The following is a 26,943-nucleotide window of genomic DNA, read 5'->3' as shown; positions in this document are numbered from 1 at the left end:
GCGGAGTCGGCCGCGAGTCGCGGCCGTGGTCGCGGCTGTCGGCCGCGGCTACCGAGCGCCGTTATTCGTACTCGGCGCGAAGCTCCTCGGCGAGTTCCTCGGCGGCGCGGCGGACGGCCTCGTCGCTCGACCCGTCGGGTTCCCAGCCGAGCGCGGAGAGCTTCTCGATGGAGAGGCGCATCTTCGGCACGTCGCCGGTCCAGCCGCGGTCGCCGCCGGTGTACTCGAACTCGGGGTCGAGGTCCAGCACGTCTGCGACGATGTTCGCGATGGTCGTCACGGAGGTTGTCGTCCGCGTGCCGAGGTTGTAGACGTTGTAGTCGCGGTCGGCGTGTTCGACGACGTGGCACATCGCGTCGATGCAGTCCTCGACGTGGAGGTAGGACTTCTCCTGGCGGCCGTCGCCGAGGATTTCGAGCGTCTCGGGGTCTTCGAGGAGCTTCTCGATGAAGTCCGGGATGACGTTGCCGCGCTGGTTCGGGCCGACGATGTTGGCGAAGCGGTACATGTAGACCGTGAAGTCGTAGGAGTGGGCGAACGTCGAAAGCAGGCCCTCGTCGGCGAGTTTGGAGGAGCCGTAGATGCTGATGGGTTCGAGGGGGGCGTAGTCCTCGGGGGTCGGCCGCGGGGCCTCGCCGTAGATGGTCGACGAGGAGGTGAAGGCGATGTTCGACACGCCGACCTCCTGCATCCGTTCGAGGACGTTGTAGGTCATCTCGGTGTTCTCCTCGAACAGCTGACGGGGGTTGCCGTAGTTCGTGTCGGTGTAGGCCGCGAAGTGGAAGACGATGTCGAGGTCCTCGGTGACGGCCTCGGCGACGTCGTCGGCGTCGGTCATGTCGGCCTGTACGAACTCGACGCCGTCGGGGACCCGTTCGCGGACGCCCTTCGAGAGGTCGTCGGCGACGACGACGTGGTTGTCCTCGGAGAGGCGCGCGGCGAGGTGAGACCCGACGAGACCTGCGCCCCCGGTCACGAGGACGCGCTTGTCGGAGAGTTCCAGCGACATGGCACAGATGATTCGGCCGAGTGATAAGTCCGTTTCCCCTCCGCGTCGCCGACGGGCGTCGAACGCGAACCCGCGAGGCCCGCCGTCGACCACCGACGCCCGCGTTCCGAAAGCACCACTTTCCCCCGCCGTCTTCGGAGAGACATGCACAACGAACCCGAGGTCTGTGTCCTCCGGTACGGACACCGACCGGGGCGCGACGACCGGATGACGACGCACGTCGGCCTGACGGCCCGCGCGCTCGGCGCGGACCGGGTCATCCTCCCGGACAACGCCGGCCACTCGATGGAGACGGTCGAGGACATCACGGGCCGGTTCGGCGGCCCCTTCGAGGTCGAACTCACCGAGGCGCTCAACGGCGTCATCCGCAACTGGGAGGGGAAGGTCGTCCACCTCACGATGTACGGCGAGCGCGTTCAGGACGTGGAAGCCGACATCCGCGAGGCGCACGCCGGGGAACCGCTTCTCGTCGTCGTCGGCGGGGAGAAGGTCCCCTTCGAGGTGTACGAGGGGGCCGACTGGAACGTCGGCGTCACGAACCAGCCGCACTCGGAGGTCGCCGGCCTCGCGGTGTTCCTCGACCGCCTGTTCGACGGGCGCGAACTCGACCGCGAGTGGAAGGACGCCGAAAACCGGGTGGTTCCGATGGCGACGGGCAAGAAAGTCGTCCCGGCCGACGAGGAGTAATCGGCGCGTCGGCGCGCCCGCTGGCGGTTCTCCGCTGCCCGGGAGTAATAAGACTTAATGGCGTTCCTGACGCCATTTCGCACAATGGCTTTTGAGGAGTTACTGAACGACCCTGTTATCCAGAAGTACCTCCACGAGTTGGTCGGACCAACCGGGATGCCGGTCGCGGCGGCACCCCCGGACGGCGAGGTCACCGACGAGGAACTCGCCGAGGAACTGCGGCTCGAACTCAACGACGTGCGCCGCGCGCTGTTTATCCTCTACGAGAACGACCTCGCGTCGTATCGTCGCGTCCGCGACGAGGACTCCGGCTGGCTCACCTACCTCTGGACCTTCCACTACGAGAACATCCCCGAGAACCTCGAAGAGGAGATGTACCGCCTCCTCGACGCGCTCGAAGAGCGCCTCGACTACGAGCGCGACCACGAGTTCTACCTCTCGGAACCCGCCGGCATCCGCTTCGAGTTCTCCGAGGCGATGGAACACGGCTTCCAGTGCCCCGAGACTGGCGCGCCGCTCGAACCGATGGACAACGACGACCTCGTCGACGCGATGGAGCGACGCATCGAAGAGCTCCGCGACGAGCTCAACGTCGAAGTGACGGGGACGAACTGAATGGTCGTTCTCGCAACGAAGTGCTACATCGACGGCGACGCCCGCGAGCGGGCGCTCGACAGCCTCACCTCGCTCGTCGCCAACGACATCGGCGACCTCGACGTCGACTACGACATCGGCGTCCGCGACGACGGCTTCATCTCCGTGACGGTCTCCGGCGACGACGAGACGGTCGCCCGGAACGTCCTCCGCGAGGAGTGGGGCGAGGTCACGCCGCACCTGTCGGCCGGCGAGACCTACGTCGGCACCCTCGAACACTGGGACGACGACGGCTTCGTGCTCGACGCGGGCATCGAGGTTCGCGTCCCGACCGAGGAACTCGGCCTCGGCCGCGGCTCTGCGACCCAGATTCGGGACCGCTTCGGTCTCGTCCAGCACATGCCGCTGACGTTCGTCTACGGCGGCGACGAGGGGCCCTCGCGGCTGGCCGACGAGCAGGTCGACCGCCTCTACGACTGGACTCGCGGGAGCGGTCGCGTCAACGTCAACAGCGCGACCCGCGGCGAGGTCCGCGCGACGGTCAACCGCGCCGGCCACGCGAAGGACATCGTGACCGTCGAGCGCCTCGGCCTCCTCGAACAGAGCATCGTCTGCCGGGACGAGACCGACCCGCCGGGCCTCCTCGCGAGCATCGGCTCGTACCTCCCGTCGGAGCTGAAGTGCGTCATCGGCCAGTAAGACGATGAACAGGCGACTCCTCGTCGGTATCGCCGCGCTCGCCCTCCTCCTCGTGACCGCCGGGTGTCTCGGCGGCACCTCCAGCGTCTCGAACGACCGCCTCGACGCCGCGCCCGACGGCGACTACGCGTGGACCGCCGATGCCGACGCGCACATCACCGTTCAGGACAACGGCCGGTTCCGCGCCGTATACGATGTGAACAGCTCCTCGGTCGAGCTCTACCGGTTCGACGGCTTCGGCAGTCGGACGCCGCTTTCGGTCGAGGCGGTCCGCTACCGCTACGAAAACGGGACCGTCGTCAACGGGACCGAACTGAAGGCCCGCGGCGGCGACGTGACGCAGAACGACCGCATCACGAACGTCACCCTCCCCGCGGACGCCGGGACCGAGGGGAAAATCGCGTTCAGTTCGACCTCGACGCCGAAGCGGTTCTCGCTTCCCGTCTTCGTCGAGGGGAGCTACGAGGTCGTCCTCCCCGCGGACCGCCGCGTCGACTTCCCGATATTCGGCTCGGTCCAGCCGTCGGGCTACGAGACCGAGGTCGTCGACGACCGGCTTCACATCCGGTGGGAGGAAGTGACGGAGGGGAACGTCGTCGTGCAGTTCTACCTCCAGCGCGACCTCGGTATCTTCGCGGCCGTCGCGGCCGTGTCGGTGCTCGTCGGCGGCGCGGGGATACTCTACTACCGCCGGCAGATTCAGGCGCTCCGCGACCGCCGACAGGAACTCGGCTTGGACGTCGAAGACGACGACCGCTGAGCGACGCCCGACGGACGCGGCGTCGGTCGGCCGACTCGGTTCGCCGGTGTGAACGCTTTTTTGCCTCCCAGCCCGCTACGTCGGGGTATGCAAGTCGCCGTGGTCACCGTCGGGGACGAACTCCTCGCCGGCGACACCGTCAACACGAACGCCGCGTGGCTCTGCGAGGAACTGACGGAGCGGGGCGTCTCCGTCGAGCGCGTGACGACGGTCCCCGACCGCGTCGCCGACATCGCCCGCGTGGTCAACGAGTACCACGCCGAGTACGACGCCGTCGTCGTCACCGGCGGGCTGGGTCCGACCCACGACGACGTGACGATGGAGGGCGTCGCGGCCGCGTTCGGGCGCGCTCTGGAGCGCAACGCCGACGCCGAGGAGTGGCTGGAGGCCAACGGCGGCTACTCCGCGGCCGACCTCGTGGAGGGGACGACCGACCTCCCCGCGGGGTCGCGGATGCTCCCGAACGACGAGGGTGTCGCGCCCGGCGCGGTCGTCGGGTCGGTGTACGTGCTCCCCGGCGTCCCCGGCGAGATGAAAGCCATGTTCGCCCGCGTCGCCGACGAGTTCGCCGGCGAGCGGACTCACGTCCGGTTCGTCCACACCTCGGAGCCGGAGAGTTCGCTCATCGAGCGGTTCGAGGCCGTCCAATCGGAGTTCGACGTGACTGTCGGGAGCTACCCCGGCGACCACGTCAGAATCAAGCTCGCCGGAGCCGACGAGGAGGCGGTCGAATCGGCGGCCGCGTGGCTCGAAGCGCGCGTGGAACTGTACGAAGAAGCGTAGGACCGACGGTCAGCGCTGGAGGTACCAGAGCCACCCGGCGGTCATGAGGATACCCACGAGAAGCACGGTCGCGGCCGTCTCCGAGGTCGGCAACACCTGCTCGCTGGCTGATAGCGGAATCATAGGTGACAGTTCCCACGTCCGGTTCTTAAACGGTGAGGTTCTGGCGACAGTTGTCGCGGCGTGTCCGTCCGCGAATCTGTGGGGGCGCGACCCAGTCGCCCCTCGCCGGCTACCGCGTCGCTTTTCTCCCGGGCGCGGGTTCGTTCAGTCATGCGAATCGGTGTCGTCGTCAACCCCGTCGCGGGGATGGGCGGCCGGGTCGGCCTGAAGGGAACCGACGGGAAAGTCGCGGAGGCCAGACGGCGCGGCGCGGAGCCGCGGTCGCCAGAGCGGGCGCGACGGGCCGCGGCTCCGCGCCGCGCTCGCCCGGCTCTCCGAGGCCGCCCCCGAGGCGGAACTGCTCGCGTGGGGCGGCGAGATGGGCGCGGCGGCCGCCCGAGACGCCGGCTTCGACCCCGAGGTGCTCGGCGACCCGTCCGGCGACGAGACGACCGCCGCCGACACTATCGCCGCCGTCGAGGCGTTCGTCGCCGCCGACGCGGACCTCGTGTTGTTCGTCGGCGGCGACGGCACCGCGGCGGACGTGGCCGAGGCGCTCGACGGGACCGACGTGCCGATGCTCGGCGTCCCCGCGGGCGTGAAGGTCTACTCCTCCGTCTTCGCCGTCTCGCCCGAGGACGCCGCCCACGTCGTCGCGTCGTTCGAGCGGACCGAGGCCCGCGAGGTCATGGACATCGACGAGGACGACTACCGCGCCGGCGAGGTCAGGCCGGAGCTTCGTGCGGTCGCGCACGTCCCCGTCGCCGAGGACCTCCAGTCGTCGAAGCAGACCGGCGGCGGCACCGTCGAGGCGCTCGCCGCGGGCGTCGCCGATGACATCCGCGCGACCGAGGGCGTCACCTACGTCCTCGGCCCCGGCAGCACCGTCGGCGCGGTGAAAGCCGAGTTGGGCATCGACGGGTCGCCGCTCGGCGTCGACGTCTACCGCGACGGCGAGGTGCTCGCCCGCGACGCGACGGAGGCCGACATCCTCGATAACCTCGGCGAGGAGAACGTCATCGTCGTCACGCCCATCGGCGGACAGGGCTTCGTCTTCGGCCGCGGCAACCCCCAACTCTCCCCGGCGGTGATTCGCCGCTGTGACGTGTCGGTCGTCGCCTCGCGGTCGAAGCTCGACGCGATTCCGGTCCTCCGGGTCGACACCGACGACCCCGACCTCGACGCCGACCTCCGCGGGTGGACGAAAGTCCGGGTGGGCCGCGTCGAACGCCGGATGATGAAAATCGAGTGAACGGCGCTGTCGAAGCCGCTGCCGGGGGTCGAAGTCGGTCGCTGGATCGCGCTGGAGAGCGGGCGGGAATCGGTCACGGCCGATTCGGCGACCGGCTCGAACCGGAGCGTCAGCGGAAAATAATCGAGCGAGAGGACGCGAGCGGGAGGACGCCCCCTCGGCTGTCTCGTCAGTCGTCCGCGGCCGCCTGCTGCTCCATGATGTGCTCGACGATTTCGTCCGTTTCGGTTCTGAACTCGTCGAGGTCGGTCTCGTTCCCGTGGAGAATCGTCGAGAAGTACTTCGTGTCGGCGGCGAGGTTGACGGTCTCTTTGAGTTCCGCGTCCGCGACGCCGCTCAACCGCGCCTCCTCCGTGTGGAAGTAGGTGCAGTACGGACAGTTAATCGCGGCCGCGACGGCGACCCCGATGAGCGCCTTCTCTCGCGCGGCCAACTCGGTGTCGGTCCCCAAATTGAGGTCGCGGAAGAGTCCCCAACTGTGTTCGCTCGCCGGTTCCGCCAAATTCTCCATCCAACTCGGGACCTGGCCGAGCATTCCCTCCATTTCTTGTCGTGTGGCTGTCGATACCATAGTTACCCCTTCACCTCCGGGATTCTCTGCGTTAGGAGGCGATTATTGTATGGATTCGACGTCGTAAAGTTATGAGCCGATTGGATATGTGTAATCTGCTCGTATCGACGACGTTCTGCAGAAATTCGCGGTTAATACGCCGGTCTACGGGACGGTTCTCTCCCCCCGCTCGAAGCCGGAGGACGTGGATGATTTAATATTTTGAATCGTGTGCAATGAGACCCACTATCCATTATTCACAGAGGGTGTAATATAGTGAGATTTAAGGTCATTGGATGGGTTCTGACTGCCATGGAAACCCGGAAAGTCCAGCGTCTCGGTCCCTCCACGCTGGCGATGACGCTTCCAGCGGAGTGGGCCAAGGAACACAACGTCGAGAAGGGCGACGAGGTGACCATTCGGACGAGCGGTAAGGGAACGCTGACCGTTCTCCCCGAGTCGGTCAACACCGAGGATTCGAAGGCGACGATTCGCGCCGACAGTCTGAACGCGGAGGCGCTCGAACGCGCCATCGTGGCGCAGTACGTCCTCGGGCGGCGCGTCATCCACATCGAGAAAAGCGAGGGCGCGCTCGATTCGGACCACATCAACGCCGTCTACAAGGCCGAGACCCAGCTCATGGGCCTCGGCGTCATCGAGGAGACGCCCGAGCGAATCGCGATTCGCTGTTCGGTCGACGCGGAGGACTTCACCCTCGACAACCTGCTCGAACGACTCGAAAACACGGGCAGTACGATGCGCGGCGAGGCCGTCAAGGCGCTCGCCCACGGCAACCCCGACCTCGCCCAGCGGGCGCTCAACCGCGAGCGGCAGGCGAACAAGATTTTCGTCCTCCTGCTTCGGCTCATCTTCACGTCCTACCAGAACCCCAACCTCGCGCGGGCGGTCGGTCTCGACTCCGGCTTCCCGCTCATCGGCTACCGCTCGGTGGCGAAGAACCTCGAACTGACCGCCGACAACGCCGAGGACATCGCCAACATCGTCATGGACGCCGAGGGCCACACCATCGACGTCGACCAGTCGACGATGCGGCGCATTCGCGAGTTCACGGACCACGTCGACGAGATTACGACGACCGCGGTGCGGGCCGTCGTCGAGCGCGACTACGACCTCACCATCGAGTGCCGAGAGCTGTTCCGAGAGATTAGCGACCGCGAGCGCGACATCCTCAACGACCTCCCGGAGATGGAAAACCAGAAGCTCCTCCAGATTCGCGAGGTGCTGGTGAGCCTCCAGCAGACCGCGCAGTACGCGATGCGGAACGCCGAAATCGCGTCGAACCTCGCGCTCAACGAGGAGTCGGACCACGTCACGATAGACTGAGAAACCGAAACAGGACCCGGCCACCGACTCCGGCGGCGCGCCGTCACCCCTCAGTCGGCGATGACTTCCATCGCCTCGTTGTTCTCGGTCTCGGACGACTCTTTTTCGCCCGTCAGCGGGTTGCGACTGGCGATGCGGCAGTCGAAGCCGGGATGCTCGCCGAAGTGCCGGAGTATCATGTGGCGGCGCGAGCCGGTGATGCCGGTGCGGCCGATGTCCTCGGCGGTAAAGCGCTCGGGCAGGCGGTCGTACAGGCGGCGCAGTTCGTCGAAACTGGCGAACACCTTCGCGTTGCCGGTGGAGTCCGCGCCGCGGCGGGAGACGACGTAACTGCCGTCCCGGCGGTACTCGCCGGCCGTGCGGAAGAACTCCCGTTTCTCGGTCAGCGCCGAACCGATGGCCTCCTGCAGGTCGGCGGCGGCGTCTCGGGACAGTTCACAGGACTGGTCGCCAAAGGAGACGACGATGGTTTCGTCGTCGCTCTCGACGGACACAGGGTTCTCATTACGGGAGAAGAACTCGATCAGGAGCGTGGGTACTCCGTGTCATATCCTCGACTATCGCAGCCGACGGTAAAGAGTTATCGGCTCAGTCAGGATTCACCGACGATTCTTCGGTAGTCCCGGCGGTCGAACGGCGAGCCGACTCCGGCCCGCGGGGCGGGACCGCTACAGGAGGCCGTCGTCGGTGGTCGTGGTCTCGCCGTCCGTCGCGGTCGTCGTCGTCGCGGTTTCGGTTGCAGTCGCGGTCGTCGTCTCCCCCGTCGCCGCGGTCGTCGCAGTTTCGGTCTCGGTCGCAGTTTCGGTCTCGGTCGCAGTTTCGGTCTCGGTCGCAGTTTCGGTCTCGGTCGCGGTCTCGGTCTCGGTCGCCGTCGTTTCGTCCGTCGTCTCTCCTCCGCCGGACGCCGCCTTGTTCCCGAAGATGTCCGTCTCGAACGTCTTCTCGTAGGTCAGCGGGTCGAGGGGGACGCGAAGCGTCGTGCCGCCGGCGTCGAGGTTCGCGTAGAAGTCGATGCGCAGGTCGGTCGTCTGGTCGCGTTCGAGGTGCGAGACCCACCACTCGTCGAGTCTGTCGTTTTCGATGTGGGTCGTCGCCTCGATGGTCTCCGTCGACCGCGGGGAGATGACGTACTCGGAGTTCGTCGTCCCCTCGCCGACGTCCACGTCGTTCATGGAGATGTCGTAGCCGAGTTCGGAGACCGCAATCGGGTACGGCTTGGGGTTGTGGACGACGAACGTGAGTTCGAGCGCCGTGCGCTCGCCCGTGGACTCGCCCCACTCGGCGCTCGTCTCGTTGACGTACAACACGGGGTCGGAGACGACCGGCGACTCCGCGTTTATCTCGCGGGTTTCGGTGGAGTTGAACGCCGACAGCAGGTCGGTGTCGATGCTCCGGGATATCTCGGGCGCTTCGAACGTCCGGCCGAGCGTCTCAGAAGTGACGGTGGCGTCCACGGCGAGGTCGGTGTGTTCGCCGTTCTGGATGTGCGAGACCCACCACTCGGGGATGCGCTCGTTTTCGAGCGTCGTCCGGAGCGGAACCGCCGTGGTCCCCCGCCCGATAGCGACGCCGCCTTTCTCCCCCGTCGCCATCTGAATGCCGTTCATCTCGACGCCGTAGTCGACTTCGAGCCCCGAGAGGTTCGCCGACAGCGGGTTGGGGTTCGAGACGTACAGGTCGGTGTCGATGACGGTCGCCGTCTCGTTGACGCCGGCGAACCGATTGTCGACTCGGTCGACGCTCGGCGCGCCGATGACGCCGGCCGCGAACGCCCCGCCGACGCCGGCCGCGACGACCACCAGCGCGACGAGTGCAATACGGAGTCTTCCGCCGAGCAGCGCGGATCTCAGTCCCATCGTTGTTGACACACGAGACTGGTGGTACATATGTCGAACGACTGAGCGCGACGCGGCCCTGAGGGCGCTCCCACACGCCTCGACCCTCGTCACGTCGCCCCACGACAGGCGGTGTCGAATGAACTAAGTGCGCACCCGCGAAGGTCGGAAACATGGAAACCAAGACGGTGCAATCCGACAAGTCCATCGGCTTTGCGGCGTTGTTCGGCGTGCTCACGCTCGTCGGCGCAGGGCTGATGGTCGCCGGACCGGACCAGTTGACGAAGGCGCTCGGGTTCATGCTGGCGATTATCGCGGCCTCGCTCGCCGTCTCCGGCGCGCATTTGTTCCAGTAGCTATCAACGTTGAGGAACACGGGTAACCGTTAATAACGCCCATTCCCTAGACGGTCCGAGGATGACTGAGTACACCGACGAGGAACAACGCATTCTCGCCTATCTCCGCGACAGCGTCAGCCGCGGAGAGAGCTATTTCCGGGCGAAGAACATCGCGGAAGCCATCGGTCTCACCGCGAAGCAGGTCGGGTCCCGCCTGCCGCGGCTGGCCGAGAAGTCCGAGGACGTCGAAATCGAGAAGTGGGGACGCGCCCGCTCGACGACGTGGCGCGTCACCCGAAGCTGAGGCGATTCCACGGCTTTTTACTGTGGAGGTGTGATGGTATCCCATGACCGTCCGCGTGAAACGAACGTTCGTGTTCGACGCTCCCGGCGAGCGCGTCTGGGAGTTCATCGCCGACCCGGCCAAGCGAGCGGGGGCTATCAGCGTCGTCGACCGCTTCGACGTGGCCGACGACGGCCGCCACGCGACGTGGTATCTCGAACTCCCGATTCCGCTCGTCCGCTCGACGGTGACCGTCGAGACCGAGGATATCGAGGTCGACGAGCCGACGCACGTGAAGTTCGTCGGCAAGTCGCGGGTGATGCGGGTGACGGGCGAACACACCATCGAGGAACGCGACGGCGGGAGCCGACTCGTCAACGAGTTCACCGTCGACGGCCGCCTGCCGGGCGTCGAGGCGTTCTTCGAGCGCAACCTCGACCGCGAACTCGACAACCTCGAATCGGCGCTCCGGCGCGAGTTCGAAGCGACCGCCTGAGGCCGGCGACGGCTTCGTCGGTCCGCGCTCGTCGCCCCCGTGGCCCGGAGTTCGAGACGGCGAGAACCGTGGGTTCACGGGGTATGCGAACGGGTGTTGCGGTGGGTTTATACATCGTGGCTCCTAAGCGAAAGTCGCCGACGCAATAGGCGCTTTTCTCGCCAGTCGTCGGCGACTCCACATCCGCCGCACCCGCCGCAACGTTTCGGGGTCCGTTGCGGCATCCGAAACGACGTGGCCACGTCGTTTCGCGCTCCCAAGCCCGGTGGGAGCGCACTCCCCTCGTCTCACTTCGCCAACTGGTGACACGAGATTCGGCGGGAGGCGAATTCGCCTCCGCCTTTTGACGACCGCTTCGCTCCGAGCCGCGCCGCTATCGAGCCGCGACGCACACTCGTCTCAGAGCGCACGCTTCTTTCCCCCGGGGGCCGTGGAGCCACCATGACCGAGACGATTCGAGGCGACGTGCTGCACGCCATCCCGCCGGACGAACTCGACGACGAGGAGCTGTCGCCCGAACTCCGGGCGCTGGCGGAGTCGCGGCACGTCCTCGTCGTCCGGAAGGGCGGCCATCCCTCGATACTCGACCTCGTCTGGGCGTTCGTCCGCCGCGACCCAATCGAGGCGGTGACCGTCGTGACCGACCGCCGCGTCGGGGAGGACGAGGAGGTGACGCTGACCGTCGAGGAGACGGACATGCCCGGCGTCTACGTCGAGGCGGCCGCTCACGGGGAGGCAGAGTCGGACGACGGACACTGAAAGAGCGACAGAAAAAAGCGGGACGAGTGCGGGGCCGCGGCGCGGTGCGGGCCTTACTCGTCTTCTCTGGTCTTGATGTCCGCGGAGAGGCCCTGAGCCATGCGAATCTCCTTGGAGTTGTTGAGCGTCCACGCGGTGCGCTCGGTGACGGCCTCGATGATTTCGCGGGCCGAGGGGTAGCCGTTGCCGGACTTCTTCACGCCGCCGAACGGGAGGTGGACCTCCGCGCCGATACACGGGAGGTTGCCGTAGGCGAGGCCGACCTCGGCGTGGTCGCGGAAGTAGTTTATCTGGCGGTAGTCCTCGGAGATGACGGCACCGGCCAGCCCGTAGTCGGTGTCGTTCTGAATCTCGACGGCGTCTTCGATGTCACCGGAGTACTTCAGGAGGGCGACGTGGGGACCGAAGACCTCCTCGTGGGTACAGCGGAGGTCGTCGTGGGGGTCGGCCTCGTAGACGAACGGCCCGACCCAGTGGCCCGCCTCGTGACCCTCGGGAATCTCGTCGGCGTCGAGTTCGGTGCGGTCGACGAGGACGTTCACGCCCTCCTTCTCCGCGAGTTCGTTGTACTTCGTGACCTTCTCCCTGTGGCCCTCCTCGATGAGGGGGCCCATGAAGGTGTCCTCGCGGAGCGGGTCGCCCACGGAGACGTTCTTCGCGTTCTCGACGAAGCGCTCCTTGAACTCGTCGTAGACGTCCTCGTGGACGACGATGCGCTCGGAGGAGACACAGCGCTGGCCGGTGGTCTTGAACGACGACATCGTCGCGGAGTGGACCGCGATGTCGAGGTCCGCCTTCTCGGTGATGACGACGTTGTTCTTGCCGCCCATCTCGCACGCGGCGAGCTTGCCGGGCTGTTGGGCCACCTTGCTCGCGACCTCGTGGCCGACCTCGGCGGAGCCCGTGAACAGCACGGAGTCGACGCGCTCGTCGTCGACGATGCTCGCGCCGGCGTCGCCGAAGCCCTGCACCATGTTGAACACGCCGTCGGGGATGCCGGCGTCCTCGAACATCTCGGCGATGATTTGGCCGCACCACGGCGTCTGCTCGGCGGGCTTCCAGACGACGGTGTTGCCCTCGACGAGCGCGACGGCCATGTGCCAGAAGGGGATGGCGACCGGGAAGTTCCACGGGGTGATACAGCCGACGACGCCGCGGGGTTTGCGGCGCATGTAGGCGTCCTTCGCGGGAATCTCGGAGGGAATCACGTCGCCTTTGGGGTGGCGGGCGTCGCCCGCGGCCCACTCGACCATGTGGTACGCCTCGATGACGTCGGCGCGCCCCTCGGAGATCTCCTTGCCGCACTCCTTGGTGACGACCTCCGCGAGTTCCTCCGTGCGGTCGCGCAGTTCGTGGTAGATGTCCCAGAGGTACTCCGCGCGGTCGATGTGCGAGAGTTCGCGCCACTCCTCGTAGGCCTCGTCGGCCGCGGCGGCCGCCGCGTCGATGTCCTCGGGCGTGCCGCGCCGGAACGTCCCCAGCGACTCGCCCGTCGCGGGGTTCGTGCTCTCGAACGTCTCGTCGCCGGTTCCGTCCGTCCACTCGCCGTCGATATAGTGCCGATATTCGTCCTGCGCCATATGATTCTAGAGTCACAACTAGGATTAATAACCCCGGACCCTCCCATGGAAGGGGTCGCTCGGCGAGTCGACGGCGGCGTCGCCCCACGCGACCACAGATAACATCTTACGTAACGCCGTGCTACCCGGTGTATGAGCGAGCGCACGGCAGGTGAAGGTACGCGCCTCACGCTCGACCTGTGGCATCCGAACTGTTGGGCAATCGAATCGACGAGCGAGTACGACGGCGGCATCCTCGCACACGCCATCTACGACGCCCCCACCGCGGGCGTCGAGCGGTCGAACGGGCTTTTCACCGCCTACGGCGAGTCGCTCGACGAGGTCGAGACGCTCCTCGACGTCATCGCCGACTCGGACCTCACGGGCGAGGTGTTGGAACTCCAGGAGCGGTTCGACTCCCGCGGGAAGCACGTCGCCCCCGGCCCGGTCGCCCGCGAGTTCTTCCTTGAGTACGACCCGAGCGACATGATGTGCCCGGAACTGCTCAAACACGGGTTCGTCCACAGCGCACCCACGCAGATAGAAAACGGCCGCGAGCGGTGGGAGGTCTGGTTCGCCGGCGCGCGCGGGGAGATACAGCCGCGCATCCAGACCGTCATGGACGAGACCGGCGCGGAGATTCGCGTCGCCTCCATCTCCACGTCCGAGGGGGCGGAACCGGAGCGCAGTCGGCGACTCGACACGCTCACCCGGAGCCAGCGGCAGGCGTTCGAGCTCGCGCGCGAAGAAGGATACTACCGCTGGCCCCGCGAGGTGTCGACCCGCGAACTCGCCGCCGAGATGGACATCTCGAAGACGACGCTCCTCGAACACCTGCGCAAGGCGGAATCGAAACTGCTCGACCCGCAGTAGCGCGGGCCGAATCGAGGGACCGGCCCCGGCTCAGACGCCGGCGACGGCGCGGAGCGCGAACAGCGCGTTCGACTTCCGCTCGCGGACCCGCCGGTAGAAATAGGAGAACCAGTTGTCCCCGTAGGGGACGTACTGCCACGTCTCGATGCCGGCGGCCGCGAGGTCGCGCTGGCCGTCCTCGCGCACGCCCATGAGCATCTGCACCTCGTAGGGCGTCCCGTACTGTTCGTGGAGGCGGCGGGCGTGCGCGATCATGTGCGGGTCGTGACTGCCGACCGCGACGCCGTCGTCGAACTCGGTGAACATCTGTTCGAGGAGGTCCCTGTACACCTCGTCGACCTTCGACTTCTCCTTGTACGCGATGGACGCGGGCTCGTTGTACGCGCCCTTGACGAGGCGGACTTTCCCCGGCACGTCGGCGAGGCGTTCGAGGTCGTCGGGCGTCCGTTTGAGGTTCGCCTGCACGCAGACGCCGACGTTCCCGCCCGTCCGATGACCGAGGTCGTCGACGGCGTCGAGGGTCACGTCGGTCGTCTCGTGGTCCTCCATGTCGACCCAGACGAACACGCCCTCGGCGTCCGCGGCGTCGACGATGCGGTCGAGGTTCTCCCGGAACGCGCGGTCGCCGACGTCGAGGCCGATCTGCGAGGGCTTCACCGAGACGCAGCCGTCGAGGTTCGTCGCGCCGAGTTGGCGGACGAGGTCGACGTACGCGTCGGCGTCGACGTCGGCGTTCGCCCGGTCGGAGTAGTGCTCGCCGAGCAGGTTCAGTATCCCCGCGATGCCGTCTCGGTTCAGCGACTCGACGTGCGAGACCGCCCCGTCGGCCGTCTCACCCGCCACGAAGTTGTTCGCGATGGGGGGTATCATGTCCCGCTATTGTGAGACACGTACCCTAAAGAGAGACCCTACCAAATAATTCTTGAAAATACATCTGAAATAATCCGGGGAGCCTCGTTTCGTCCGACGGATTTCCGACTCCCGACCATGGGCGGTTACAGGTATATTTACGATAATTGGAGTGGTTTGCATGTTATGTCATCCCACGACATGGGCCGCAGAACGCTACTGAAACTATCGGGACTCGCGCTCGTCGGAGCGACCGCCGGCTGTCTCGAAAGCGAAGAAGACGGCACGACGACCACGACTACCGAGGAAAGCGGCGGTGGCGGCGGCGGTGGCGAGGAGACGACCACGACTACCGAGGAAAGCGGCGGTGGCGGCGAGTCGTACACCATCGGGATGGTCGACTCGCTCACCGGGTCGCTCGCGCCGTACGGCGAGCGCAACACCCGCGGCCGCGAACTCGCGCTGGCCGCCGTCAACGAGGTCGGCATCGGCTCCGAGGGGGCGTCGCTGAACATCTCCGTCGAGGACGACGAGAGTACGAACCAGGGGGGCGTCAACGGCGCACAGAAACTCGTCAACCAAGACGGCGTGCCGCTCCTCATCGGCTCCGTCGGCTCCGGCGTCTCCATCGCCATCCACGACAGCGTCACGCAGGAGGCGGGCGTCGTTCAAATCAGCCAGAACAGCACGAGCCCCGAACTCACGACGCGCCCGGAACTGCTCCGCATGAGCCCCTCGGGGGCGGCGAAGGGGCAGGCGCTCGCCGGCCTCGTCAGCGACGACGGTCACGACACCGTCGCCGTCACGTGGATCAACAACGACTACGGGACGGGGCTGTCAGACGTGTTCGCCGAGACGTTCGAGTCCGAGTTCGGCGGCACGGTCGCCTACAACGAACCCCACGACCAGGGCCAGTCGTCGTACAGCGGCATCCTCACCGAGATGGCGTCGACGGACGCCTCGGCGTGGATTTTCCTCACCTATGCGAACGAGTACACCGTCATGGTCAACGAGGGGTTCGACCAGGGCTACAACACCGCGGTTGACTACTACGGCGCGGAGTCCACCGTCGCCGACTCCATCATCGAGAACACGCCCGCGGGCAGCATGGACGGCATGAAGGGCATCACCGAGAGCGCCCCGCAGGACCAAGAGAACTACCAGAACTTCGTCGCCGCGTTCGAGGAGAACTACGACGCGACGCCGACGGTCTGGTCGGCGTACGCCTACGACGCCGTCACGGTGGCGGCGCTCGCCATCGAGGCGGCCGACGAGTTCTCCGGCGAGGCGCTGTCGGCCGTCGTCCGCGACGTGACCCGCCCCGAGGGCGAGGAGGTCTTCAACTTCGAGGAGGCCGCGGCCGTCCTGCGCGACGGCGGCTCGCCGAGCGACATCAACTATCAGGGCGTCAGCGGCCCGGTCGACCTCGACGAGAACGGCGACCCGCCGGGCTACTACCAGATTTACAGCGTCGAGGACCACGAGTACGTCTTCGGCGACTACATCACGAGCTAACTATGCACGCACGGAACGGACGCCGAACGACCGCCGGGAGGGTTCCGGAGCCGTGATACCGCTCCAAGTCAGCCCCTTCCAGTACGTCGCCAACGGCGTGGTGTTTTCGAGCATCATCGTCCTCGCGGCCATCGGGCTGTCGCTCGTCTACAGCATCGCGGACTTCGCCAACTTCGCCCACGGCGACCTCATGACCGTCGGGGCGTTCTCCACGCTGTTCTCGGTCGGCTTCCTCCGACCGATGCTGGGCGACGCGGGCGTGTTCGGACTGCCGCTTTGGTTCTTCCTCGCCCTCGCGTTCGGCATGGGGGCGGCAGCGGTCATCTCCGTCGTCACCGACCGCGTCGTCTACCGCCCGGTGAAGGGAAGCGGCTCTATCGGGCTTCTCATCTCCAGTATCGGCGTCGCGCTCGTCTATCGGGCGCTCGTCTTCCTGTCGTTCGGAACCGAGCCCGAGCGCTACGGCGTCCCGAGACAGGGGCCGATTCCGTGGGTCCGCGAGTCGCTCGGCATCGCGGTCACGCCGCGCAACCTCGTCGTCGTGGCGCTCACCGTCGTCCTCGTGACGACGCTGCACCTGACGCTGACGCGGACGACCCTCGGCCGGAAGATGCGCGCGACCGCGGACAACGCGGACCTCGCGCGGGTCAGCGGGATTCGAACCAACGAGGTAATCTTCGCAATGTGGCTCATCGGCGGCGCGCTCGCCGCGGCCGGCGGCGTCTTCCTCGGACTGGAGGAACTCGTCCGCCCGCGCATGGGCTTCGACATCCTGCTCATCGTCTTCGCCGCGGTCATCCTCGGCGGCATCGGCTCCGTCTACGGCGCGATGCTCGGCGGCCTCGTCATCGGAATGGTCCACGAGCTCGTTCCCCTGTTCTACCAGTGGGGAATCAGCCCGGTCGGCTCGCAGTACGCCGCGGCCGTCGCGTTCGTCATCATGGTCGCCATCCTGCTCGTTCGCCCGAGCGGAATCGCGGGTGATAGCGGATGAGCTCCGTCTCCTCGTGGGTGAGCGAGACGCTCGTCCGCGACGCGACCGAGCGGCGCATCTTCGCCACGCTCGGACTCGTCACCGTGTTGCTCGTCGTCGGCGTCTTCGTCGGCGTCATCGGCCCGCGGTTCCTCCTGTTCCAAATCGCGCTCGTCGGGATGTACGCCCTGCTGTCGCTCGGACTCAACGTCCAGTGGGGCTACGCCGGGCTCATCAACTTCTCCGTCGCGGCGTTCTGGGGAATCGGAGCCTACTGCGCCGCGCTGTTGACCGCGCCGAACTCCCCGCTCGGACTCGGACTCCACCCGGTGTTCGGGTTCCTCGCGGCAATCGTCGTGAGCGCGTTCATCGCGGTGCTCATCGGCATCCCGACGCTCCGCCTGCGCGAGGACTACCTCGCCATCGCCAGCCTCGGACTGGCCGAGGTCATCCGCGCCATCATCCTCAACGAGCGCCGGTGGACCGCCGGGTCGAGCGGTATCAGCGGCATCCCGAACCTCATGTCGTGGCTGCCGCTGACCGACGCCGCGACGACGGCCGCAATCGTGGTCGCCCTCATCGCGGTCGTCTACCTGTTCCTCCGGCGCGTCCACCGGTCGCCGTGGGGGCGCGTCCTCCGGACCATCCGGTCCGACGAGGACCTCGCCAAGGCGCTCGGCAAGGACACCTACCGGTTCAAGATGCAGGCGTTCGTCATCGGCTCGGTCATCATGGCTATCGCCGGGGCGTTCTACGCGCACCTGAACCTCTACATCGACCCCTCCGACCTCGTCCCCCTGACGACGTTCTACATCTGGATCGCCGTCATCCTCGGCGGCACGGGGTCGAACCGCGGGGCGGTCGTCGGCGCGGCCGTCGTCATCGCCATCCGCGAGGGGACGCGCTTCCTCAACGACATCGGGTTCATCCAGACGCTCGGCGTCGACCTGGCCCCGCTCCGACTGCTGTTCGTCGGCGGGCTCATCATCCTCATCATGCGCTTCCGGCAGGACGGGCTCCTTCCCCCGAAGGACGAACTCATCTGGCCGGCGGCGCGCGACGGAAGCGGTGCCGGTGGCGCACCCGCCTCTGGTGCCGCCTCCGACGGCGGGACCGTCTCGAACGGGGGTGACGACCGATGAACGACGACGCGTACGAGGGAGCGCGCCTCGACAAGGACGACGTCGTTCTGAAGACGACCGACTTGGAGAAGGCGTTCGGCGGCCTCGTCGCCACCGACGGCGTCTCCATCGAGGTCGACCGCGGGACCATCACCGGGATGATTGGACCGAACGGCGCGGGGAAGTCCACGCTGTTCAACCTCATCTCCGGCTTCTACGAGAACGACGCCGGTCACGTCACCGTCAACGGCGAGGACGTCACCGACCTCGAACCGCACGAACGCGCCCGAAAGGGGCTCGTTCGGACCTTCCAGACGCCCCGGCGGCTGGAGGGGATGTCCGTCCGCGAGGCGATGCTCGTCGGTCCCGGCCCGCAGAAAGGCGAGTCCGTCTTCTCGCTTTTCCTCTCCGGCTCCGACGTGACCGAAGAGGAGCGGGCGAACATCGAACAGACGCGCGAGTTGCTCGAACGGTTCGAAATCGGGCATCTCATCGACCAGCCGTCGACCGACCTCTCCGGCGGGCAGATGAAGCTCGTCGAGCTCGCGCGGGCGTTCACGACGGACCCCGACATCCTGCTTTTGGACGAGCCGGTCGCCGGCGTCAACCCGACGCTCGCGAACGACATCAAGCGGTTCATCCGCGAACTCAACGAGGAGGGCCAGACCTTCCTCATCATCGAACACGATATGCCGTTTATCATGGACCTCGCAGACCGCATCATCGTCCTCGACCAAGGGAAGGTGCTCATGGAGGGCTCGCCGGACGAAGTCCGCTCTGACGACCGCGTCATCGAGGCGTATCTCGGGGGGGCCGGCCCGTGACCAACCGCGCACTCGACGTCGCCGGCGTCGACAGCGGCTACGGCGAGGTGCAGGTCCTCCGCGACCTGACGCTCCACCTCGAATCTGACGAAATCGTCTGCATCATCGGGCCGAACGGCGCGGGGAAGTCGACCGTCCTCAAGACGGTGTTCGGCCTCCTCAAGCCGTGGACCGGCTCGGTCGAACTGAGTGGGCAGGACATCACCGGCGAGGAGCCAGAGGACCTCGTCCGCGTCGGGATGGGCTACGTCCCGCAGGTTGACAACGTCTTTTCCTCTCTCACCATCGACGAGAACCTCAGGATGGGCGGCGTCGCCCGCTCCGAGGGCCTGCAGGCCCGCATCGACGAGCTGTACGACCAGTTCACGATTCTCGACGAGAAGCGCTCGGCGAAGGCGCGGACGCTCTCGGGCGGCCAGCGGCAGGTGCTCGCGTTCGCCCGCGCGCTCGTGATGGAGCCCGAAGTGCTTCTCATCGACGAACCGTCGGCGGGCCTCGCGCCCAACATCGTTCAGTCGGTGTTCGAGGACGTGAAGAAGGTGAACGAACTCGGGACGGCGGTCCTGATGGTCGAGCAGAACGCCCGCGAGGGGCTCGGAATCTCCGACCGCGGCTACGTCCTCGACCAGGGGACCGTCGCCTACGAGGGCGACGCCGACGGCCTCCTCGACGACCCCGAAGTCTCGCGGCTCTACATGGGCGGCGCGGACTACGAGGGCGTCGAGGGCGAGTAGCGCGGTTCGCGCCCCGCGTCCCGGCGTTTTTCGTTCTGTTTTCGCGGGCCCCGACGACTACGCCGCGTGCTTTTCTATCTCGCCTTTGAGCGACGCGGCGTCGAAGTCGTGGTCGGGCCGGATGTTGACGAAGTCGAGGAAGTCGACGGCGTCCAACAGCGCGTCCGCGTCGTAGGAGTCGAGCGCCGCGGCGACGGCCCGCTTGGGACCGACGAGCGGTTCGAGCGCGGCCAGCCCGCAGGCGAGGTCGTACGCGCGGGCGTCGCGCATCCCCTCGTCGTTGACGTTCGTCGCGTCGATGAAGTAGATGCCGTCCTCGCGGACGAGGACGTTCTCGGCTCTGAGGTCGCCGTGGGCGAGGTGGTTGTCGTGCATCTCCGCGAGCGCCGCGAACAGCTCCGGCGCGAGCCGTTCGACCTCCTCCCGCGGGGCGGTGTCGAGGGTGTGGAAGTTCGGCAGGTATTCGAGGACGAGCACGCCGAGGCCGTCCACCTCGAACGCCTCGACCGGCGCGGGCGCTTGCAGGCCGATGTCGCGGAGTCGCTTCGTGGCTTCGAGTTCGTGTTCGGCCATCTCCAGCGGCGTCCCGAAGTGGCCGAAGAATCCCTCCGTCCCGCTGGAGAACGCGCCGAGGTTCCGCCCGGTGGTGAAGACGGCGTGGACGAGCGAGTTCTGTTTGGAGATGACTTTCACGAACCACTCGTCGTCGACGACCATCGGGGTCGAAAGCCAGTTGTCCGCCTCAAGAAATCGGATGTGGAGGCTGTCGCGGTCGTATCGCCGGGCGAGTTCGCGGGCGACCGTCTCCAGACGCGGCCACCCGAGGCGGCCGCGGACGAGCCGACGGAGGTCCATGCACCCCCGTAAGACGAGGGGCGGCTTAACCTCGTGGGCCTACGCCGACTCCTGTCGGACGGTCAACACGGGCGCGTCGGAGCCGCGGACGACGCGCTCGGCGACGCTCCCGATGAGGTAGCGGTCGATGCCGCTCCGGCCGTGGGTCCCCATCACCACGAGGTCGGCCTCCTGCTCGTCGGCGTGGCGGATAATCTCGCTCGCGGGCGTGCCCTCGCTGACGACGGTCTCGACCTCGACGCCGGCCTCGCGGGCCCGCTCGGCGACGCGATTTAACACCTGTTCGCCGCTTTCGAGGAGCGCCTCGCGGACCCGTTCGAGCGAGAGCGCGGGCGCGGCGTAGCCGACCTCGCGCACGTCCGCGACGTAGAGCGCCATGAGCGTCGCGTCGTAGGTGCGGGCGTGTTCGATGGCGTGGTCCAAGGCGGCGTCCGCGCAGTCGCTTCCGTCGGTCGGAAAGAGGATGTGAGAGTACATACGAGCGTCTCGGAGCGCGGCGCAAAAAGACCCGACCGGCCATTCCCACGCGGTGGGAGCGTCCCGGAGCGGGCCGCCGCTTTCGCCTCCACGGCCACATATCCTTCATGGTCGTTCGATTAGTTTATGTCCGGCACGGCGATAGTTTGCCGCATGGACTTCGACATCCCGGCCGAACACCGGATGATTCGGGACACCGTCCGCGAGTTCTGCGAGGAAGAAATCGCCCCCATCGCGCAGGACATCGAGGACGAACACCGGTTCCCCGCGGAGATATTCGACCAGTTGGCCGAGTTGGACGTGATGGGCGTCCCCATCGACGAGGCGTACGGCGGCCTCGGCGGCGACCAGTTGATGTACGCCCTCGTCGTCGAGGAACTCGGTCGCGTCTCGGGCGGTATCGGCCTGTCGTACGCCGCCCACGTCAGCCTCGCGTCGAAGCCCATCGAGCTGTTCGGCACCGACGAGCAGAAGGAACGCTGGCTCACGCCGCTTTCGACCGGCGAGCACCTCGGCGGCTGGGCGCTCACCGAGCCCGGCTCCGGGAGCGACGCCAGCGACATGGACACCGTCGCAGAGCGGGACGGCGACGGCTACGTCATCGACGGCACGAAGCAGTTCATCACGAACGCGAGCGTCGCCGGTTCGGTCCTCGTGAAGGCCGTGACGGACCCCGGCGCGGGCTACGACGGCATCTCGACGTTCATCGTCGACCCCGAGAACGACGACGGCTTCGAGGTGACGACCGAGTGGGACAAGATGGGACTCAACTGCTCGCCGACCTGCGAGCTCTCCTTCGACGACTGCTGGGTGCCCGAGGACCGCCTCCTCGGCGAGGAGGGCGAGGGCTGGAAACAGACGATGAAGACCCTCGACGGCGGCCGCATCTCCATCGCGGCGCTCTCGGTCGGGCTCGCCGAGGGCGCGTACGGCCACGCGAAATCGTACGCTCAAGAGCGCGAACAGTTCGACCGGCCGATTGCGAAGTTCGACGCCATCCGCGACAAACTCGTCTCGATGCACCGCAAGACCGAGCGTGCGCGACTGCTCACCCACAAGGCGGCGACGCGGTACGACGCCGGCGAGCGGGTGAGCCGGGAGTCCGCGCTGGCGAAACTCGACGCCTCGGAGGCCGCCCGCGAGGTCGCGGAAGACGCGGTGCAGGTGCTCGGCGGTTACGGTTACACGACCGACTTCGCGCCCCAGCGGTTCTACCGCGACGCGAAACTCATGGAGATCGGCGAGGGGACGAGCGAGATTCAACATCTCATCATCGGCCGCGAACTCGGCCTCTGAGCGGCCGTCGAGTCCGGCGCTGACTCACTCCGAGTCGGCCATCGCCGACAGTCGGGCGACGTACGAGAAACTGCGGACGTGGTCTTCTTCGGTCGGCGCGTCTTCGAAGTCCGCGGGAACGGTAAACGAGACGACGCGCTCGCGAATCGCGTTGTGGGCCCCGTCGCCGATCCAGCCGATGTCGCGGTAGTACGACGCCATCTCCAGCGCGCCGCGCCCGCCGAGTCGCTCGACCAGGTGGACACACCAGTCGAGGAGCACGCGCTCGGCCCGCGGGGTCCGCGGAACGTCGTCGAGGAACGGCTCGCCGTCCGAGGTGACCGCCGCGGTCGTTGCGAGGAGGCGCTCGTGGGCCACGTCGCGCCACGTCCGGTTCGTCGGCGGGTCCGCCCAGTCGAACGTTCGGTCGCCGGCCCCGCGACGGGGCCTCGGCCCGGTCGGGTCGTCGGCGTCGGCGGGGTGACGTGACTCGCGCGGCATCTATCCCTGCGTGTGCGTCCATCCGAATTAAGCGTTCGGGCGAACGTCCGACGCGTGACAGTTCCGTGGTTCCGCGGGCCGACCGAGTCGTCCGAACTGGGTGACTGATAATCGGATGATGGGGGCGAGTGGCAGGTGGAACGACAGTGCGCTACCGGGACTTATACGGCCGATCCGACTTGAACCAGCCCGATATCAGCGTTGATAGACAGGGCGAACCGCTTAAGTTCCGAACCGGCTACACGTTTGATATCGATCCGATGTGACACTCATCGGAAAGAACAGTTCCAAGAGAGTCACAGATGCGAGCCACGACCACCTCATGACCAGCGTCGAGTACCCACACGCGTACGCGCTGTTCGCCGCGGGCATCCTCGCCGGGGTCGTGACGCTCGTCGTTCTCGGTCGGTTCCGACTCTACTCGCGGCGCGTCCGTCTCCCCTTTGCGCTCTTGACGCTCACCGGGAGCGTCTGGGCGACCGCGTACGGCTTCGTCTTCCTCGCGACGACGCCGGCCAGCGAACTGTTCTACGCGCAGTTGGCGTGGGCCGGCGCGGCCGTGCTCCCGACGATATGGCTCGTCTTCACGCTCGTCTATGCCGGCGAGGACCAACTGCTCTCCTCGCGGATGCTCGGCTTTCTGGCCGTCGAACCCGCCGTCGCTATCTCCCTCAAGTTGACGAACGCCTCGCACGGACTGCTCGGGTCGCCGCTCGTCCTCTGGCGGGCCGCGCGACCGGACCGATTCACCGTCTCCGGCGCGGACTTCCTCGGTCCGTTCGGTCCGGACCTCGTTCTCGCCGCACACACCGTGTACGGGTTCGGCGTCGCCGTCATCGGGGTGAGCGTCATCGCGCGGACGTACCTCAAGAGCACGAACATCCACCGTCGACAGGCCGGGTTTCTCTTCGTCGCCGGGGTGATCCCTCTCGCCGCGCTCGGCGGCGAGTTCTTCTTCCCGTTCCGCATCAATCCGATCCCCGTCTCTATCGGCGTCAGCTCGGTCGTCGTGCTCTGGGCGCTCTTCAGACACCAGCTGTTCGACATCACGCCCATCGCCCGCGACGCGATTCTCTCGGAGATGCGCGACGCCGTCGTCGTCCTCGACGAACAGGACCGAATCGTCGAATCGAACGGTGCCGCCTCGGAACTGCTTGCGCGGCCGGTCGCCGACTGCATCGGCGAGTCCGTCCTCGAAAGCGTCCGCGTCCCGACCGAGGTTCGGGCGGTGTTGGAGGGCGGCGACAGAGCCGAGGCGGTCGTCGAAGACGGCGGTGCCTGCCGGTATTTCGAGGTCCGCGCCGAGTCCCTCGGCGGCCAGACGAACGACCGGGCGCGCTTGCTCCTCTTCTACGACGTGACGGAGCGCCGCCGCACCGAAGAGGAGTTCCGCGCGCTCATCGAGAACTCGCGGGACGTCATCACCGTCCTCGACGAGGCCGGCGAACGGACCTACACGAGCCCCTCGGTGACGGAGGTGCTCGGCTATCGGACCGAGGCGCTCGTCGGCGAGTCGGTGCTCGACCTCGTCCACCCCAAAGACAGAGACCGGGTCGCCGACACCCTCGACGAGGTCGTCACCGGCGATTCGCCCGTGCGCGCGGAGTTCAGAGTCCGCCACAAGAACGGCTCGTGGCGGCGGTTCGAGACGGTGGGCGTGGACCTCCTCGACGACCCCGCCGTCGGCGGCGTCGTGTTGAACTCGCGGGACGTGACGAGTCGGCATCGCTACGAACAGCGCCTCCGGGTGTTGAACCGGGTCCTCCGGCACGACCTCAGAAACGACATGAACGTCATCCTCGGCCACGCCGACCTCCTCCTCGACGAACGCATCCCCGCCGAGTCGAAAGACCACGCTCGGACGATAAAGCGGAAGGCGTCGTCGCTGGTCGAACTCGGCGAGCAGACCCGGCACATCGACACGACGCTCACCCGCGAGTCGTCCGGCCTCGAACCCGTCGAGGTGGTCGAGCGCATCGAGACGCAGTTGGACGACGTCGAGTCCGACTACCCCGAGGCCATCGTCCATCGGAACCTGCCCGAGGAGATGTGGGTCTCCGCGGACGACCTCATCGAGTCGGCGCTCAAGCACCTCATCGACAACGCGCTCGAACACAACGACCGCGTCGTCCCGGAGGTCTCGGTCACCGTCGAGCGGAGTCAGCCCTCGACCGACTACGTCGAGATTCGAATCGCCGACAACGGACCGGGCGTCCCCGACGCCGAACTGTCCGTCCTCGAATCGGGAACCGAGACGCCGCTCCAGCACATAAGCGGGCTCGGCCTCTGGTTGGTCCAGTGGATAATCGACCGCTCGAACGGTCGGCTCCGGTTCGCGGAAAACGAGCCGCGAGGGGCCGTCGCAATCGTCGGCCTCCGGAGCGCCGACCGAGCGGTCTCCGTCGGCGACGGTGGCACGGTGACGAGCGAGTCAGAGACGGACTGACTGGACCGGATTGCGGCCGCGGACGACCGAGGCGATCCTGAATAAATCGCTCCGTTTTTGTTTCGATAGACCAATACTGTCGGGTGCCGGGGTGCCTCTGACAAAAAACACCGGCTTGCCTAACCGAGACGTCCGCTCGGTTAAGGGAACGAAGGTGGGGTATTCTCCATGGTGGTGGGGAATTCCTTCACCTTTCACACACGTATCTAGATGGTGGACAGTCGCGGTAGGCGGTCAGTATTTCAAGGTTTCAACTGTACTCCTGTCGGGTTCCCCGTGAGAGTTGGGTGTCGCGACTCGATTGACTCCTTACTCGATCACCAGTTCTCCGAAGCGTTGCCGAACGCGCTCTCCCTGTGCATCTCTGCTCTAGTCGGTTCTACGGACTGCAACAAAGCCAGCGCAAAAACGAGGTTCCCGACCGTTCAGGCCGCGTCCCGGTCTCGGAGTCGCACCGCGAGCCTGTGTGCGCCCTCGGCCGCGGCGGTCGCCGGGTCGTCGGGAGCGACCACGTCGACGGGGCGGTCGAGTTCCGCGGCGAGACGCGATTCGAGTTCCTCGACCAGTCCGGGGATGCACGCCATCCCGCCGGAGACGACGAGCGGGCGGGCGCGAGCGAGCTGATAGGTCTTCATGTGCGCGTTCGCCAACCGCGAGAAGAAGTCGCCGAGCTCGGCGACCGCGTCGTCGAGGTAGTCGTCGAGCGGTTCCATCACACCTCGTTCGACGGTGAACTCGTGTGCGCTCTCGCTCCCGTGTTCGACCGCGTCGGTGAAGGGTTCGAACCCGCCGAAGTCGGCGTGGCCCTCCTTGTACTCGCGGGCGGTGACGGGGTCGATGGTCGCGCGACCGCCGGTCTCGGCCTCGACAGCCTCGGCGATGCGCCGGTCGACGCGGTCGCCGGACGCGTCCGCGGAGACGAACGGGAGCAATCGCGTTCCGTGTCGGTAGGCGCACGCTTCGAGGCTCGTCGCACCGAGGTTGACGGCGACGAAGACCTCGTCGACCGCCTCGATGCCGTCGCCGAGCGGCGGAATCGACGCGCACAGCGATTCGGGAACCCCGCGAGCGAGCGCCTCGCCGAGACCGCATTCGCCGACCGCGGTCCCGAAGTTCGCGAGGCCGACCCTGTCGTCGACGGTCGGCATCGCGTACACGACGGCGCTCTCCGCGGGGAGGTCGTGTCGCTCGCAGAGTTCGCGGACGAACCGCTCGAACAACTCGGCGTCGCGGGCGGTCGCGGGCACGCCCGAGCGGAGCATGAACTCGCCTCGTTCGGGAGCCCGTCGGACCGCCGCCTCGTCGCAGCGGACGCGCTCGTCGCCGCTGAGCGCGACGTCGCTTTCGTCGTCGTCGGCCAGACACGAAGGGAGGCAAACCGTCGACTCCGCGTCGCCGTCGTCGAAGACGAGCGCCGTCCGGGCGCTCCCGAACTTGACGCCGATGGCCG

28 protein-coding genes and 1 pseudogene are annotated in these 26,943 nt (G+C 66.9%); 19 read left to right on the top strand and 10 right to left on the bottom strand.

All coding sequences use genetic code 11. The annotated features are described in order from the left end of the window. Positions 1-61 precede the first annotated feature (61 nt). A complete protein-coding gene (locus BN996_RS08940; protein ID WP_089778367.1) occupies positions 62-1,009 on the bottom strand; it encodes an NAD-dependent epimerase/dehydratase family protein in 948 nt (315 codons plus the stop codon). 144 nt (positions 1,010-1,153) lie between these two features. On the opposite strand from BN996_RS08940, the gene BN996_RS08935 reads away from it, so the two are divergent. The 6 genes and pseudogenes from BN996_RS08935 to BN996_RS08910 all read left to right on the top strand — a co-directional run bounded on the left by BN996_RS08935 (position 1,154) and on the right by BN996_RS08910 (position 5,886). Then, positions 1,154-1,696, top strand: a complete 543-nt coding sequence (locus BN996_RS08935; protein WP_089778365.1) for a tRNA (cytidine(56)-2'-O)-methyltransferase — start codon at positions 1,154-1,156, stop codon at positions 1,694-1,696. A gap of 84 nt (positions 1,697-1,780) precedes the next feature. Next, positions 1,781-2,311, top strand: coding sequence for a transcription factor (locus tag BN996_RS08930; protein WP_058567252.1), 531 nt, complete (start codon positions 1,781-1,783; stop codon positions 2,309-2,311). Then, positions 2,312-2,989, top strand: coding sequence for a DUF2110 family protein (locus BN996_RS08925; RefSeq protein ID WP_089778363.1), 678 nt, complete (start codon positions 2,312-2,314; stop codon positions 2,987-2,989). 4 nt (positions 2,990-2,993) lie between these two features. Then, entirely contained in the window at positions 2,994-3,749 is a 756-nt protein-coding gene (locus tag BN996_RS08920) for a DUF5803 family protein (RefSeq protein WP_089778361.1), read from the top strand. A gap of 87 nt (positions 3,750-3,836) precedes the next feature. Beyond that, the gene (locus tag BN996_RS08915; protein ID WP_089778357.1) at positions 3,837-4,532 is read left to right on the top strand and encodes a competence/damage-inducible protein A; all 696 of its coding nucleotides are present in this window, start codon (positions 3,837-3,839) and stop codon (positions 4,530-4,532) included. A gap of 273 nt (positions 4,533-4,805) precedes the next feature. Then, a pseudogene (locus BN996_RS08910) lies at positions 4,806-5,886 on the top strand (ATP-NAD kinase family protein). A 169-nt stretch (positions 5,887-6,055) separates the two neighbouring features. Here the strand turns inward: BN996_RS08910 and BN996_RS08905 are convergent. Next, positions 6,056-6,430 carry a carboxymuconolactone decarboxylase family protein gene (locus BN996_RS08905; RefSeq protein WP_187367337.1) on the bottom strand — a complete coding sequence of 125 codons (375 nt, stop codon included), beginning with the start codon at positions 6,428-6,430 and terminating at the stop codon, positions 6,056-6,058. Positions 6,431-6,748: 318 nt separating this feature from the next. Between BN996_RS08905 and BN996_RS08900 the strand changes: the two genes are divergently transcribed. Beyond that, positions 6,749-7,780 (top strand): phosphate signaling complex PhoU family protein, encoded by a 1,032-nt coding sequence (locus BN996_RS08900; protein ID WP_004970831.1) that lies wholly within the window; start codon positions 6,749-6,751, stop codon positions 7,778-7,780. A gap of 50 nt (positions 7,781-7,830) precedes the next feature. On the opposite strand, the gene BN996_RS08895 is transcribed toward BN996_RS08900, so the two are convergent. Together BN996_RS08895 and BN996_RS08890 are read right to left on the bottom strand one after the other, a co-directional pair. Next, complete coding sequence (locus tag BN996_RS08895; protein ID WP_089778355.1) at positions 7,831-8,274, bottom strand: DUF7528 family protein; 444 nt, start codon at positions 8,272-8,274, stop codon at positions 7,831-7,833. A 174-nt stretch (positions 8,275-8,448) separates the two neighbouring features. Next, positions 8,449-9,636, bottom strand: coding sequence for an LEA/WHy family protein (locus BN996_RS08890; RefSeq protein ID WP_089778353.1), 1,188 nt, complete (start codon positions 9,634-9,636; stop codon positions 8,449-8,451). A gap of 152 nt (positions 9,637-9,788) precedes the next feature. On the opposite strand from BN996_RS08890, the gene BN996_RS08885 reads away from it, so the two are divergent. The 4 genes from BN996_RS08885 to BN996_RS08870 all read left to right on the top strand — a co-directional run bounded on the left by BN996_RS08885 (position 9,789) and on the right by BN996_RS08870 (position 11,491). After that, complete coding sequence (locus BN996_RS08885; protein WP_089778351.1) at positions 9,789-9,971, top strand: DUF7525 family protein; 183 nt, start codon at positions 9,789-9,791, stop codon at positions 9,969-9,971. A gap of 61 nt (positions 9,972-10,032) precedes the next feature. Next, on the top strand, positions 10,033-10,257 hold the full coding sequence (locus BN996_RS08880; protein WP_089778348.1) for a DUF7123 family protein: 225 nt from the start codon (positions 10,033-10,035) through the stop codon (positions 10,255-10,257). A gap of 43 nt (positions 10,258-10,300) precedes the next feature. After that, entirely contained in the window at positions 10,301-10,732 is a 432-nt protein-coding gene (locus BN996_RS08875; RefSeq protein ID WP_089778346.1) for an SRPBCC family protein, read from the top strand. Between the two features lie 441 nt (positions 10,733-11,173). Next, a complete protein-coding gene (locus BN996_RS08870) occupies positions 11,174-11,491 on the top strand; it encodes a DUF7526 family protein (protein ID WP_089778344.1) in 318 nt (105 codons plus the stop codon). A 53-nt stretch (positions 11,492-11,544) separates the two neighbouring features. Here BN996_RS08870 and BN996_RS08865 read toward each other — a convergent pair whose 3' ends face one another. After that, the gene (locus BN996_RS08865; RefSeq protein WP_089778342.1) at positions 11,545-13,071 is read right to left on the bottom strand and encodes an aldehyde dehydrogenase family protein; all 1,527 of its coding nucleotides are present in this window, start codon (positions 13,069-13,071) and stop codon (positions 11,545-11,547) included. A 132-nt stretch (positions 13,072-13,203) separates the two neighbouring features. Here BN996_RS08865 and BN996_RS08860 point away from each other — a divergent pair, with 132 nt between their 5' ends. After that, positions 13,204-13,923, top strand: a complete 720-nt coding sequence (locus BN996_RS08860; RefSeq protein WP_089778340.1) for a helix-turn-helix domain-containing protein — start codon at positions 13,204-13,206, stop codon at positions 13,921-13,923. Positions 13,924-13,953: 30 nt separating this feature from the next. Here BN996_RS08860 and BN996_RS08855 read toward each other — a convergent pair whose 3' ends face one another. Further along, positions 13,954-14,793, bottom strand: a complete 840-nt coding sequence (locus tag BN996_RS08855; RefSeq protein WP_089778338.1) for a proline dehydrogenase family protein — start codon at positions 14,791-14,793, stop codon at positions 13,954-13,956. A 180-nt stretch (positions 14,794-14,973) separates the two neighbouring features. Between BN996_RS08855 and BN996_RS08850 the strand changes: the two genes are divergently transcribed. Genes BN996_RS08850 through BN996_RS08830 form a run of 5 tightly spaced genes read left to right on the top strand, consistent with a single transcriptional unit; the run spans position 14,974 to position 19,939 of the window. Next, positions 14,974-16,287, top strand: coding sequence for an ABC transporter substrate-binding protein (locus BN996_RS08850; protein WP_193310951.1), 1,314 nt, complete (start codon positions 14,974-14,976; stop codon positions 16,285-16,287). A 52-nt stretch (positions 16,288-16,339) separates the two neighbouring features. Then, positions 16,340-17,281 (top strand): branched-chain amino acid ABC transporter permease, encoded by a 942-nt coding sequence (locus BN996_RS08845; RefSeq protein ID WP_089778334.1) that lies wholly within the window; start codon positions 16,340-16,342, stop codon positions 17,279-17,281. Beyond that, complete coding sequence (locus BN996_RS08840) at positions 17,278-18,402, top strand: branched-chain amino acid ABC transporter permease (protein WP_042663491.1); 1,125 nt, start codon at positions 17,278-17,280, stop codon at positions 18,400-18,402. The genes BN996_RS08845 and BN996_RS08840 overlap by 4 nt, the downstream gene beginning before the upstream one ends. After that, on the top strand, positions 18,399-19,205 hold the full coding sequence (locus tag BN996_RS08835) for an ABC transporter ATP-binding protein (protein WP_089778332.1): 807 nt from the start codon (positions 18,399-18,401) through the stop codon (positions 19,203-19,205). The genes BN996_RS08840 and BN996_RS08835 overlap by 4 nt, the downstream gene beginning before the upstream one ends. After that, on the top strand, positions 19,202-19,939 hold the full coding sequence (locus tag BN996_RS08830; RefSeq protein WP_089778330.1) for an ABC transporter ATP-binding protein: 738 nt from the start codon (positions 19,202-19,204) through the stop codon (positions 19,937-19,939). Before BN996_RS08835 ends, BN996_RS08830 begins: the two co-directional genes overlap by 4 nt. A gap of 57 nt (positions 19,940-19,996) precedes the next feature. Here BN996_RS08830 and BN996_RS08825 read toward each other — a convergent pair whose 3' ends face one another. Together BN996_RS08825 and BN996_RS08820 are read right to left on the bottom strand one after the other, a co-directional pair. After that, positions 19,997-20,794, bottom strand: a complete 798-nt coding sequence (locus BN996_RS08825) for an RIO1 family regulatory kinase/ATPase domain-containing protein (RefSeq protein ID WP_089778328.1) — start codon at positions 20,792-20,794, stop codon at positions 19,997-19,999. Positions 20,795-20,833: 39 nt separating this feature from the next. Then, positions 20,834-21,271 (bottom strand): universal stress protein, encoded by a 438-nt coding sequence (locus BN996_RS08820; RefSeq protein WP_089778326.1) that lies wholly within the window; start codon positions 21,269-21,271, stop codon positions 20,834-20,836. 153 nt (positions 21,272-21,424) lie between these two features. On the opposite strand from BN996_RS08820, the gene BN996_RS08815 reads away from it, so the two are divergent. Next, complete coding sequence (locus BN996_RS08815) at positions 21,425-22,567, top strand: acyl-CoA dehydrogenase family protein (RefSeq protein ID WP_089778324.1); 1,143 nt, start codon at positions 21,425-21,427, stop codon at positions 22,565-22,567. Positions 22,568-22,591: 24 nt separating this feature from the next. On the opposite strand, the gene BN996_RS08810 is transcribed toward BN996_RS08815, so the two are convergent. Continuing rightward, positions 22,592-23,047 (bottom strand): FlaD/FlaE family flagellar protein, encoded by a 456-nt coding sequence (locus BN996_RS08810; protein WP_089778322.1) that lies wholly within the window; start codon positions 23,045-23,047, stop codon positions 22,592-22,594. 322 nt (positions 23,048-23,369) lie between these two features. On the opposite strand from BN996_RS08810, the gene BN996_RS08805 reads away from it, so the two are divergent. Beyond that, entirely contained in the window at positions 23,370-25,493 is a 2,124-nt protein-coding gene (locus tag BN996_RS08805) for a histidine kinase N-terminal 7TM domain-containing protein (protein ID WP_089778320.1), read from the top strand. A gap of 425 nt (positions 25,494-25,918) precedes the next feature. Here the strand turns inward: BN996_RS08805 and BN996_RS08800 are convergent. Beyond that, on the bottom strand, positions 25,919-26,943 hold a 1,025-nt coding region (locus tag BN996_RS08800; RefSeq protein WP_089778318.1), incomplete at its 5' end, for an actin-like salactin.

The sequence above is a fragment of the Haloferax massiliensis genome, assembly GCF_001368915.1.
Lineage (GTDB): Archaea > Halobacteriota > Halobacteria > Halobacteriales > Haloferacaceae > Haloferax > Haloferax massiliensis.
The sequence above is the reverse complement of the archived record's forward strand: the minus strand, read 5'-3'. Positions and strand labels throughout refer to the sequence as shown.